The sequence below is a fragment of the Chitinophaga jiangningensis genome (assembly GCF_900142605.1).
GTDB lineage: Bacteria > Bacteroidota > Bacteroidia > Chitinophagales > Chitinophagaceae > Chitinophaga > Chitinophaga jiangningensis.
Map to the genome: position 1 here is coordinate 247,456 of NZ_FRBL01000001.1, position 12,237 is coordinate 259,692.

The following is a 12,237-nucleotide window of genomic DNA, read 5'->3' on the forward strand; positions in this document are numbered from 1 at the left end:
GTGTGAAATTTTATGATACAAAAATAGGTTGCCCCACTTCCTGTATCAACAGCACTTAGGCTAAAAAGAGTGGTTTACCGGTAAAACACATGAAAATGCCGGTGAAAATGATCAGAAATCTGCCAGTCCGGACTCACCGGTTATAATTCAATAGTTACCAGGGCTTCGTTGCCGGCCAGGCGGGTGAGCAGTTCTTTGAGGGCAGCCACCATAGGATCGGGGCCACAGATATAGAAATGCTGGTTAAAATCAGTGATTTTTTCCTTCAGGTAGGCCTCATCGATTTTGTGGTGATCGTAGGCCGGGTTTTCTTCCTGGGTGAGGGTGTTAATAAAACGGTCTCCCAGCATCTTTTCGAATTCATCTTTCAGAATGATGTCGGCCAGGGTTTTATTGGAGCAGATCAGGGTATTGCCGGCCAGCAACCCATCCTGCTGGAGCTGGCGGAAGATGGCGATAAAAGGAGTAACGCCGGCGCCACCGGCTAAAAATACGCCGGGGCCTTTGTAATGGATAGCACCCCAAACGTCGTGCAGCACCAGTTCGTCACCGGGCAGGCATTGCCCGAGCTGGTCGGTAACGCCGGTGCGTTCCGGATATATTTTGATGGTAAACTCCAGGTGATCCCATTCGTTCAGGCTGGTAAAGGTAAACGGGCGCTTATGGTGTTGCCATCCGGGTTTGTTTACCGCTACTTCGGTAGCCTGCCCCGGTACAAACGTATAGCCGTGTGGTTTAGCCACTTTAAAACGTTTTACATCGTGTGTAACAGGTGTAACGGACAGTATTTTTACAATATGGCTTTCCATTGACAGTAATGGTTTTTGGAGTAATAGATTAGTAATGAAATTATGAAAAATTCCGCCTTTTGCCCCTATTTTCCCGAAATCATTTGTTTAAATACCGGGGAGATGAGGCCTGCCCATCTGCTGTAATCCTTACCAGAAGGGTGCAGGCCATCAGAGGCTACCAGCGATGCATCACTTTTTGCTTCCCGGGTAAACGGGGTGATATCGATGTAGCGGACGTGATACTGCGCAGCGATGCGTTTGTTAGCGTCATTATATAAATCTATTTCCCGGGCAATTTGTTCGGTATTTCTGTCGGCCGCAAACGGTGTTACGCCCCAGTCGGGGATTGACAGCACTACCACCTGTGCCGCCCCTTTTTTACAAAAGCCGATGGCCTGCTGCAGTAATCCGGTGAACTCCGATTCATATTCTTCTACGCTGCGGCCGCGATACTGGTTATTCACGCCGATCAGTAAACTCACGAAATCATACTGGTTTCCCTGGATTCCGGCCTGTTGGATGCCGGCTTTCAGTTCGTCGGTAGTCCAACCGGTAACGGCAATGATGCGGGGCTCTTCGACTGCTATCCCGGCGGATCTTAGCTGCTGCACCGTTTGTGCGGGGAAGGATTCGGCGGCGGGCACACATTCGCCAATGGTATAGCTGTCGCCCAGGGCGAGATAAGAAAAATTCATAAATGGTTGATTGGTGTTGATGCTTGTAAACAGGCAGCAAAATAGTATTAATCCTAACATAAGCAAAAAGTTATATACAGCATCAGTTTTTAAGTTAAAACTATCAAAAACAGCCCCTGCTTTTCGGCCTAAAATGCCTACCTTTGCACCCGATTACAACAATTACGTAACGCATAAAGAAACTGTTTTATGCCGGGAGAAAAAATAACGATGAACAATGGACTGTTACAGGTCCCTACTCACCCAATCATCCCCTTTATTATAGGCGACGGAATCGGTCCGGACATTTGGAACGCGAGTGTACGCGTATTCGATGCTGCGGTTGCAAAAGCTTATGGGGCTGAAAGGAAAATTGAATGGAAAGAAGTACTGGCCGGAGAGAAAGCCTTCCAGGAAACCGGCGAATGGCTGCCGAAAGCTACGTTAGATGCGCTGAAAGAGTATCTGGTATCCATAAAAGGCCCATTATCCACACCAGTTGGTGGTGGTATCCGTTCCCTGAATGTGGCTATGCGCCAGGAACTTGACCTGTATGCCTGCGTGAGACCAGTACAATGGTTCAACAAAGTGCCTTCTCCTGTGAAACATCCTGAGAAAGTAAACATGGTCATCTTCCGTGAAAATACGGAGGATATCTATGCCGGTATCGAATATATGACCGGTACTCCTGAGTGTGAAAAACTGCTCAATTTCCTGCAGAATGAAATGGGAGTTAAAAAAATCCGTTTCCCTGAATCATCTTCACTGGGCATCAAACCTGTATCTGTAGAAGGTACTGAAAGACTGGTTCGCGCTGCAATCCTGTATGCACTCGAGCACAAACGTCCTTCTGTTACCATCGTTCACAAAGGCAACATCATGAAATTTACCGAAGGTGGTTTCAAAAACTGGGGTTATGCCCTGGCGGAGAGAGAATTCGGTGATAAAGTGTATACCTGGGAAACCTGGGAAAAAGTGAAAAAAGATGAGGGTGAAGAAGCGGCAAACAAATCGCTGAAAGTAGCGGTGGCTGAAGGTAAACTGCTGATCAAAGATGTGATCGCCGATAACTTCCTCCAACAGATTCTCCTCGCTCCTCAGGACTACTCCGTAGTAGCAACCCTGAACCTGAACGGTGACTACATCTCCGATGCACTCGCAGCGGCAGTAGGTGGTATTGGTATCGCTCCTGGCGGTAACATCAACTACATCACCGGTCACGCGGTATTCGAAGCTACCCACGGTACTGCTCCACGTTTTGCTAACACCAACACCATGAACCCATCCTCTGTCATCCTCTCCGGTGTGATGATGCTCGAATACATGGGTTGGAAAGAAGCAGCTAAAATCATCGTAGACGGCCTCAGCACTGCAATCGCCCGCAAACGCGTTACCATCGACTTCTACAACCTGATGGATGATGCTACACTGGTGAAAACTTCTGAGTTTGCTGATGAGGTGATCAAACAGATGCACTAATCGGCGCGCAAATGACATCTCCCTAAACCGAAAATGCATGCAGCCATGGCACCACGGCATCTCCGCGCGCAGCGCGGGTCCTGCCAGATGAGACCTTCGGTGGCATCTACCATACAAAAAATATCAGCTTCAGATATAAGCCCTGACCTTCCCGGTCAGGGCTTACTATTTTAACAGCAATTGCCATCACACAAATGATTTATGTAAATTTTACACAAAAAATTTTGCAGAAATAAAAATTGTCGTATTTTTCGTGATTATCCCTAAACAGGGACTTTGCTTGAAAAGTTGTTGTGATAGATTTTTAATCTAATTTTTTAAAAAAACCCGAAATGGCAGAAAAAATTAAAGTTGCTAATCCGGTAGTTGAGCTGGATGGAGATGAGATGACACGAATCATCTGGAAATTCATTAAGGACAAACTGATACTTCCATACCTGGATGTTGAAATCAAATATTTTGACCTGGGCATGGAGCATCGCGATGCTACAAACGACCAGGTTACTATCGATGCAGCAAACGCAATTAAAGAAGTAGGTGTTGGTATTAAATGCGCTACCATCACTCCTGACGAAGCACGTGTAAAAGAATTTAACCTGAAACAAATGTGGAAGTCACCTAACGGTACTATCCGCAACATCCTGGACGGTACCGTATTCCGCGAGCCGATCGTAATGAGCAACGTTCCCCGCCTGGTGCCTAACTGGACTGCCCCTATCTGTATCGGTCGTCACGCATTTGGTGACCAGTACCGTGCAACCGATTTCGTAACGAAAGGTAAAGGTAAACTCACCATCAAGTTCGAAGGCGAAAACGGCGAAACACAGGAATTTGAAGTATACAACTTTAAAGGTGATGGTGTTGCCCTCGCTATGTACAATACCGACGAGTCTATCAAGGGTTTTGCACGCTCCTGCTTCAACCAGGCCCTGATGAAAAAATGGCCGCTGTACCTCAGCACCAAAAATACCATCCTGAAAAAATACGATGGCCGCTTCAAAGATATCTTCGAAGAAATCTATCAGAACGAATTCAAAGCTGAATTCGACAAAAACGGTCTGGTGTACGAACATCGCCTGATCGATGACATGGTGGCTTCTGCACTGAAATGGAACGGTAACTTTGTATGGGCTTGTAAAAACTACGATGGTGACGTTCAATCTGACACCGTTGCACAAGGTTTTGGTTCCCTCGGTCTGATGACTTCCACCCTGGTTACGCCAGATGGTAAAACCATGGAAGCTGAAGCGGCACACGGTACCGTAACACGCCACTACCGCGATCACCAGGCTGGTAAACCAACTTCTACCAACCCTATCGCTTCCATCTTCGCATGGACCCGCGGTCTTGAATTCCGTGGTAAACTGGATAACAACCAGGAACTGATCAACTTCTGTCAGGCACTGGAACAAGTGTGTATCGAAACAGTGGAAAGCGGTAAAATGACCAAAGACCTCGCTGTTTGTATCCACGGTAACAAAGTAGAACACGGTAAAGATTACCTGTATACGGAAGAATTCCTGGAAGCACTGGATCAGAACCTGAAAGCAAAACTGGGTAAGTAAACCAAGATAAGTTCACCTGAAAGGTGCTTAAAATATAAGCCCCGGCTAGTCAAGGACTAACCGGGGTCTTTTTATATAATAACACCTTATATTTAAAAGAATGGCACCTAACACCTAATATTGCGGCTGTATTTTTCCTACCTATCAAATGTCGAAGATTAGAATATTTTTGTTCCTGTGCCTTGTAATCATTGCTGCACCCACTACGCTCATTGCCCAAAAAGAGGGGAATAACTGGTTCTTTGGAAAGGGTGCAGGCATCACGTTTAACACCACGCCCGCCTCAGTAGTAAGCGGAGGCCAGATGAATTCCCGGGAAGGTGTAACCAGCCTTTCCGATGCCAACGGCCGCCTGCAATTTTACTCCGATGGGGTAAAGGTCTACGATGCCAGGCACCAGGTGATGCCCAACGGAACCAATTTGATGGGCGACAATAGTGCCTGTCAGTCCGCCATTGCGGTGCCATGGCCCGGGCACCCCAATAAATACCTCATTTTCACGACCATGGTGAAAAAAGGAGTCCGATACTCCGAAATAGACATGACACGCAATAGCGGATATGGTGATATCAATACCAGCGTTAAAAACGTCCCTATTCTGCCAGACAATCTGAGCACGGAAAAATTTATCATAACAAAGCATTGCAATAATGTGGATTACTGGCTGATAACTCCCACCATGAACAGCAATAATTTTTATGTATACCTAATTTCTGCTGCCGGGGTATCTGCACCTACCATTTATGCCACAGGCACCCCAATTCCTAACGACTATACGGCATGGGGAGCAGCAGGTATTCTCAAAGTATCGCAGGATGGTAAAATGCTGGCACATCTTCGTGGTAACCAGGTGATGCCTACCCTAAATTCATTTTGTGAAATTTTTCAGTTCAACAATCAAACCGGCGCCGTTGGCAGCGTAATCACCAGCATTGGCAACTGGAACCAGGCTTATGGTATTGAGTTTTCGCCGGACAGTAAAATATTTTACGTCACTACCGCCCTGCAACCTTATACGTTAATGCAATACGACCTCACGGCAACAAATATTAATGCCTCCAAACTGTTGGTTTATCAAAGCACCAATGTGGCATTTGGTGCCATGCAACTTGGTCCTGATGGAAAAATTTACGTTTCAGGAGAGTCAGGCTTCAACAATGGCACACCATTCCTCAGCACCATAGAACAGCCGAATGTATTAGGCATGGGATGTGATTTCAAATACGCCTCCATGAACCTGTCGCCAGGCATGGTACTCGTAGGTTTACCAACCATTATGACCGACTACGTATATGACGCCATGGGTATCAAATACACGGATACTTGTGTCAATAAACCCACCACCCTTACACTGAACGCTCCAGGTACTGTAACAGGCATTAACTGGGAATTTGGTGACGGTACCACCGGTACTGGCATTGCCGCCACACACCAATACGCCGCGGCAGGTACCTATACCGTTACTGCGCACTATTCCGGCCCATGCAATTCCGGCACCTCCCAGGCGATCATTCAAATAAACGGACCTATTACCACACAACAAAAAATATCGATTTGTAACGGTGGCACCTATACGCTGCCTGATGGCGTGCAGGTAAATACTGCAGGGGTATATACCAGTGTTATCCCCCGGAAAGATGGCTGTGGCAACGATAGTACCATCATCACCACAGTGGTACTGAATGAATCGTACCAGGTGACAGTAAATGCAGAGACCTGCTTCAACACTACCTATAAATTACCGGATGGCCGTATCGTAAATACCTCCGGTGATTATACTAGTACCCTCCGCTCCATGTTCGGTTGCGATAGTATTATCAGCACGCACCTTCGCATCTTACCACAATATAATACCCTGCAAACCCTACCCATATGCAACAATGAGCCCGTTACGCTGCCCGACGGCCGTATCGTCAGCGCCCCTGGCACTTATACCTCTGTTCTCAAAACGGTGGTCAGCAAATGCGACAGCACCATCACCACCAATGTAGTAACACAAGCCAGTCAATACCAGATAGAAGTAGTCGACACCTGCCTGCAAGCCGGTACTACATTCAAAGTGAATACTACCACTACGGCCGTCAGCTGGGATTTTGGAGATGGCCAAACCAGTACTGATATTACCGCCACCCATACTTATGCACAATCCGGCAACTATACAGTAACGGCAGTTGCTACCGGTATTTGCTCTTCTCCCATAACCTATACGAGGAACATTACTATCCGTACCGGAAGCCGGGAAACTAAAATAATACATGTGTGTAACGGTAACGTATACACGCTCCCTGATGGTACCATCACAGGCATAGCCGGCGATTACACCACTATACTACCCAATATTTATGGCTGCGACAGCACTATCATCACCACCGTAATTGTAAACCAGCCTTACTATTCCACGGTGGATACTACCATCTGCCGCGGCAGCACCGTGGTGCTTCCTGATGGACGTACGGTAACAGCCAGTGGCCGGTATACCAGCCATTTCCGATCACTATACGATTGCGACAGCATTATCACCACCAATATCAGCTACCATCCGGATTATAATACCTCCGAAACCATCAATATTTGCGATGGTACCAGTTATACACTGCCCGACGGGCGCATCGTAAACACGGCTGGCGTATATACCTCCCATCTCAAAACCTATAAATTCCTTTGCGATAGTATCATCATTTCCACCGTAAATGTGATAAACGCGGTATCAGAAACATCGGCAGAAATCTGTGAAGGCACTTCCTATACATTACCCACAGGCAATACTGTCAACACTTCCGGAGATTATATTTCCATACTCAGGAGTTATCAGGGATGCGACAGTATCATTACCACCCACCTCATAGTCAACCCAACCTATAAATTCGAGGTAACAGCAGAGTTCTGTGAATCGAATGGGTATGAGCTGCAGGATGGCACGATCGTTAACAAATCAGGTACCTACGTTGTAAAACTGCAGACCTATAAGGGGTGCGACAGTATCTATATCAATCACCTAACAACAGTAAAATTTCCGGGTATCAGTCTCGGTAAGGATAGCTGCCTGATGCCTGGCAAACCACTTATCCTGACGCCCGGGCCCGGCTTCCAGACCTATCAGTGGCATAGTGGCGAAACCACACCTTTTATAACGGTCACGCATGAAGGTATGTATGCAGTACGTGTTACAAATAGCTGTGGCTCCGCAGCGGCACAGATCCGGGTGATTGCCTGCTCCCAGGAACTCTTTGTTCCCAACGCATTTACGCCCAACGGTGATGGCAAAAATGATGTATTCAGGATCATAAATTATCACGGTCAACAGCTATTACGATTCAGCATTTATAACCGGTGGGGAGGCGAAATCTTTACCACCAATAATCCGCTGAAAGGATGGGATGGCCGCATTAACGGCATCCTGCAGGATGTGGGTGCCTATGTATATTTGATCCAATACAAAAACCTGGAAGGACAAGAGCGGATTTTAAAAGGAACTGTTACGCTGCTTAAATAAAAAGCAAGAGGCCCGGAGCTTTCAATGCCGGGCCTCTTACAGGTAGCTGCACACTACTGGATATTATTGTAATGATTTTCTCAACACCTTATCTTCTGCATAAATATCATCGAAGAAAATCAGCTTACCATCTCTCCCTTCTGCCGTAAAGTAACGCAGATAAATAGGAATCCTTCTGGTCAGGTCCACCTGCTTTTTCTCTCCGCGCTCAATCCATACTCTTATACTATCTCCTTTGTGGGAGGCTGTATCCATCCTCACCAGGTATTGCGACAAGCTATCCCACTGCTGTACACGTACGCAACCATGGCTCATGGCACGCATAGAGTTCTTAAACAGTCCCCTGTTATTCGTATCATGCAGATACACACTGTATTTATTCCTGAAATTGAATTTCATTATACCCAGTGAGTTATCCACACCGTCCATCTGACGAAGCACATATGGAAAATGATTTTTGCTGAGCTTACTCCAGTCAATGGTATGCGGGTCCACCGCATTGCCATCTTTATCAATTACTTCCAGATTTTTTGAGGCGAGGTAACCAACATTTCGCTGAATGGCCGGCAGCATTTCTTTAAACACAATGCTGTAAGGCACACGCCAGTAAGGGAACAGCATGAAGTTGCTCATATAGGAATTCAACAACGGTGTGCGGGTACGTGGTGTACCTACGATCACGCGCGATTCCAGCATCACTTCTCCACTATCCACCACGCGCAACGTATAGCCGGGTACGTTTACCATAATATACTCACGCGGCATGGTATCCGGCAGCTTGCGCCAGCGGTCCATGTTTATACCTGCCTGCAGCACCCAGTCTTCCGCTGTCCGGTTAAGTGCGGTGATGGTGCGTTTTCCGGCAATGCCATCCGGGTAGATATTAAATTCGTTCTGGAATTTTTTCACGGCAGTTTTTAACATTACCGTGTCCACTACCTCCACCCCTGCCGTATCAAGGTAGCCGCCCTGCACCATTCTGTTGGCAAGCAGCTGGCGGAACAACAGTGTATCGGTATAATTGGAAGGTAGCGTATCCCAACTCACGTCGGTATACTTCTCCCGGAAGTTTATCATGGCCTCTTTCAGGGAAAGGTAACCGGCATGTGTAGGTTCCAGTCCTTCGAAAGCAGTGCTGATACTACCATCCTGCAATATTTGCTGTAACTTTTCCTTCAGGAAATCATCGCTGTACAGGGAATCTGCCCGGAGAGTAATGCTATCCCGTGGTCCCGCACCGTAGTGCAGATCCGAAGTCATTTTCATGAATGCATCTGAAAGCAGGATATCCACTTTTGCCCACAAGGCTGCATCTTTTTTAGCAGTGGCATCGTTTTGCAGTTGCTCAATGGCAGCATTCAGTGCTTTGGCATGGTACCTGGCTGGCGGCAACCCGATATCATAGGAATTCCGGATGTAATACATCATGGAATCCGCCAGGGGATGCAGCTTGCCGTGGTCGGACCAGTTGGCTGCATTTTCATGTTGTTGGTAAAAATCTTCCAGCGCCTGGGGTCTGAAAGCGAGGATACTATCTTCCAGGTATCCTTCATTGTCGGAGATAAGGGACAGACGCTCTGTGATACTTTCTTTTACCACTTCATCGAGCTGTCTGACGTTGGCTACAATTTGTTTTTGCTTTGGGGCCGTGTGCTTCTTTTTATGTCCGCACGATAACAACAGTAACACTCCAGATCCACATAAAAAAACGTAAAATAAATTTTTGTTCATCATCTGCAGTAAATCGCTAGTAAAGATAGCATTTTGCAAATACTGTGCTCAAAAATTCAAAAATCAGTTTTTAGCGGCAGCAGTCCTTCTTGACAAACAGTGATTTCAAGACTTTTAATATACCGTTCAATACCTTTTTCATACTTCACATTTTTAAAAAGAGAGGCTGCCACGATTAGCAGCCTCTTAAAAACTAAAACTAAAACAACTAAGTTGAATGATGACAACTTCGGTGCCATCGGGGGGCCGCGCTTCGCGCTGGATGGCTGCCGCCCCAAATATTATTGCTGATAGGATTTATTCGAAGAATCTGTTTTTCCCGCAAAATTTATTGCGTTACTGTCGATGTAGCAGACTTTCGAAAAATCTGTATTAGATCTTATCTAAAGGTATCCGCCCGGCATCCGTTTGCCTGAACTGACTGGGTGTAAGTCCGGTCACCTTTTTGAACTGGGCCGACAAATGTGCCACACTGCTGTAACCCAATTTGTAGCTAATTTCACTTAAACTAAGTTCATTATATCGCAGTAACTCTTTTACTTTCTCAATCTTTTGCTGAATAATGTACTGCTCAATGGTAGTACCTTCCAGCTCTGAAAAGAGACTGCTCAGCAAATGATAATCCTTCTGTAACCTGGTAGATAATAAAGTAGAAAAGTTTTCCTTCATATCATCCAGGTCAGTATAATGAACGGTGTCTACTATGATGCTTTTGATGGCAGCTACCAGCTGCTGTTTTTTATCATCTATCAGCAAAAATCCTTCTTCCTGCAAGGCAGGAATCAATCGGTTCAGCTGTTCCGCGTCTATCTGTCCATTTACCGAAGCTTTTCCAAGCTCCATATTTGCCACCTCGAGTCCTTCTGCTTCCAGTAAAGACTTTACCACCTTTATACAACGCGGGCAGACCATATTTTTTATGTATAATTCGGTCGTTGCCATGGCGGTTATTTCTTTTTAAATACGTTAAAGATGTTATGTTCCACACGCACCAGGAAGGAATTATACACATTCCGGTCCATGTTTCCGGCCAGCTGGGTTCTGTATGAGAGATCCAGCCTGGTAGTACTGTTGAATATGAACTGGATGGCAGGTGCTATATCCAGGTAGTTACCCCTGGCCAGCGCTGCTCCTCCTGCATTTGTTTTTCCTAACAGTTCCACATACAGGTTCATATTCGTTTGCTTATAGCTCTTATACTTTACCGGCAGCAGCAGGTAACCGGCGCTGAGACTATAATTCACGGCATTACTGGAAAATCCGTCAGGAATATTGTGATTCACATTATTCAGGTAACGGGTATAACCCACTGTGGTGGACAAGGCCAGTTTATGCAGCAGCTGCGTGGCGATCAACCCTCCGGACACCCCACTGTTATTACCATCCAGGTCGAGGTCGTAATTCACGTACGACTGATGATTACCAGTGGTGGGCATAAACGGATTATCGATCACGGCGCCTTTAACGTATGCGGCCATACGAAAATGCGAATGCTGCTGATCCTGCGACAGGAAGCGGTATTTCGCATATACACTTCCACCTTCCATTCTGAAACCGGACTGCATCATATTGGAGCCATAACCGGCTACATGCACCATTAACTTTTTGCTGATGCCGAACATCACTTCCGGCTCTACGCGAATGGCGTTACTACCGTCGTAGTCCATTCGCATGCCTTTTCCCGTGAGCCGGAACCCGAGTGATCTGGCCGCCATATTACTGGCCGGCTCCGAATTAACATACAATTCCTGTGCGCTGGCAATACCAGTAATGCCCAGCAGAGTCATCACTGTGAATAAAATCCTTTTCATACTTCCGTGGTTTAGATAGTAACGTGATAAACCCTGTTGGAAGCTGTTTTATCTGAATGACAGCAATCGCCCATCATACCTGTTTTGTAGCAGGCCATGCTGGTTTCATTTTGATATTTTTTAAATTGTTTGGCAGAGATAAAATCCTTGTCAATTACAATGAGGTCTTTGTCACCTTTCAGCACCTGATTTTTCACATCCATAAAGTGAAGAGTACCGCCCGCGAAAGGAACGTGTGTATCATTCTTCACTTCGGTATCGTTAAAGCTGGCGGTAATGGTGAGCTTACCTACAGAAAATCCGGCGTCTTCCACCTTTTCCTTAATGGCATCAATGTTCACGTTAGCACCTGGTTTGAAGAACAAAATAAACGTTGTGTTTTCCAGGTCCGTATCGATCTTATCCACAAATGGAAGTGTTTCCAGGGATTTCAGGGTAGCGTTGGAACACATGGCACAGGTAAGACCTGTAGCCTGTACCGCTGCTTTTTTATATTGTTGTGCTTTGGCACTGAAAGTAATTCCTATAGCGAAAGCGATTATTGCTAAAAATTTCATGAGCTGATTTTTTAAAAATGTTTAGGATTTCGGGATCAGGCCAACCTTCGGTTGGCCTGATCCCGAAGGAATTGAAGGCCGAAGGCCTTCAATTCCTCCGGGTAATAAATTGTCACTACCCACCACGAGTGGCGGA

The 12,237-nt window shown here is 46.2% G+C and carries 9 protein-coding genes; 3 read left to right on the plus strand and 6 right to left on the minus strand.

Annotation, left to right across the window (positions count from 1 at the left end; translation table 11 throughout):
• Positions 1–140 precede the first annotated feature (140 nt).
• Both BUB18_RS01005 and BUB18_RS01010 read right to left on the minus strand, forming a co-directional pair.
• Positions 141–809, minus strand: a complete 669-nt coding sequence (locus tag BUB18_RS01005; protein WP_073077139.1) for an FAD-binding oxidoreductase — start codon at positions 807–809, stop codon at positions 141–143.
• 65 nt (positions 810–874) lie between these two features.
• Positions 875–1,486 carry an SGNH/GDSL hydrolase family protein gene (locus BUB18_RS01010; protein WP_073077141.1) on the minus strand — a complete coding sequence of 204 codons (612 nt, stop codon included), beginning with the start codon at positions 1,484–1,486 and terminating at the stop codon, positions 875–877.
• Between the two features lie 189 nt (positions 1,487–1,675).
• On the opposite strand from BUB18_RS01010, the gene icd reads away from it, so the two are divergent.
• From icd to BUB18_RS01030, 3 genes are all read left to right on the plus strand, one after another.
• On the plus strand, positions 1,676–2,944 hold the full coding sequence (gene icd / locus BUB18_RS01020) for an NADP-dependent isocitrate dehydrogenase (protein WP_073077144.1): 1,269 nt from the start codon (positions 1,676–1,678) through the stop codon (positions 2,942–2,944).
• Positions 2,945–3,276: 332 nt separating this feature from the next.
• On the plus strand, positions 3,277–4,509 hold the full coding sequence (locus BUB18_RS01025) for an NADP-dependent isocitrate dehydrogenase (protein WP_073077146.1): 1,233 nt from the start codon (positions 3,277–3,279) through the stop codon (positions 4,507–4,509).
• Between the two features lie 148 nt (positions 4,510–4,657).
• Positions 4,658–8,002 (plus strand): PKD domain-containing protein, encoded by a 3,345-nt coding sequence (locus BUB18_RS01030; RefSeq protein ID WP_083549189.1) that lies wholly within the window; start codon positions 4,658–4,660, stop codon positions 8,000–8,002.
• A 63-nt stretch (positions 8,003–8,065) separates the two neighbouring features.
• Here the strand turns inward: BUB18_RS01030 and BUB18_RS01035 are convergent, their stop codons facing one another.
• From BUB18_RS01035 to BUB18_RS01050, 4 genes are all read right to left on the minus strand, one after another.
• The gene (locus tag BUB18_RS01035; protein ID WP_178372058.1) at positions 8,066–9,691 is read right to left on the minus strand and encodes a L,D-transpeptidase family protein; all 1,626 of its coding nucleotides are present in this window, start codon (positions 9,689–9,691) and stop codon (positions 8,066–8,068) included.
• Between the two features lie 414 nt (positions 9,692–10,105).
• Complete coding sequence (locus BUB18_RS01040; RefSeq protein ID WP_245805597.1) at positions 10,106–10,621, minus strand: helix-turn-helix domain-containing protein; 516 nt, start codon at positions 10,619–10,621, stop codon at positions 10,106–10,108.
• A gap of 59 nt (positions 10,622–10,680) precedes the next feature.
• Positions 10,681–11,544 carry a hypothetical protein gene (locus tag BUB18_RS01045; RefSeq protein ID WP_073077153.1) on the minus strand — a complete coding sequence of 288 codons (864 nt, stop codon included), beginning with the start codon at positions 11,542–11,544 and terminating at the stop codon, positions 10,681–10,683.
• Positions 11,545–11,555: 11 nt separating this feature from the next.
• A complete protein-coding gene (locus BUB18_RS01050) occupies positions 11,556–12,101 on the minus strand; it encodes a heavy-metal-associated domain-containing protein (protein WP_073077155.1) in 546 nt (181 codons plus the stop codon).
• Between the last annotated feature and the right edge of the window lie 136 nt (positions 12,102–12,237).

Excerpts from the sequence above, each read along its gene's own strand:
- BUB18_RS01005 (WP_073077139.1), bottom strand. The coding sequence starts at position 809 with ATGGAAAGCCATATTGTAAAAATACTGTCCGTTACACCTGTTACACAC.
- BUB18_RS01010 (WP_073077141.1), bottom strand. The coding sequence starts at position 1,486 with ATGAATTTTTCTTATCTCGCCCTGGGCGACAGCTATACCATTGGCGAA.
- icd (WP_073077144.1), top strand. The coding sequence starts at position 1,676 with ATGCCGGGAGAAAAAATAACGATGAACAATGGACTGTTACAGGTCCCT.
- BUB18_RS01025 (WP_073077146.1), top strand. The coding sequence starts at position 3,277 with ATGGCAGAAAAAATTAAAGTTGCTAATCCGGTAGTTGAGCTGGATGGA.
- BUB18_RS01030 (WP_083549189.1), top strand. The coding sequence starts at position 4,658 with ATGTCGAAGATTAGAATATTTTTGTTCCTGTGCCTTGTAATCATTGCT.
- BUB18_RS01045 (WP_073077153.1), bottom strand. The coding sequence starts at position 11,544 with ATGAAAAGGATTTTATTCACAGTGATGACTCTGCTGGGCATTACTGGT.
- BUB18_RS01050 (WP_073077155.1), bottom strand. The coding sequence starts at position 12,101 with ATGAAATTTTTAGCAATAATCGCTTTCGCTATAGGAATTACTTTCAGT.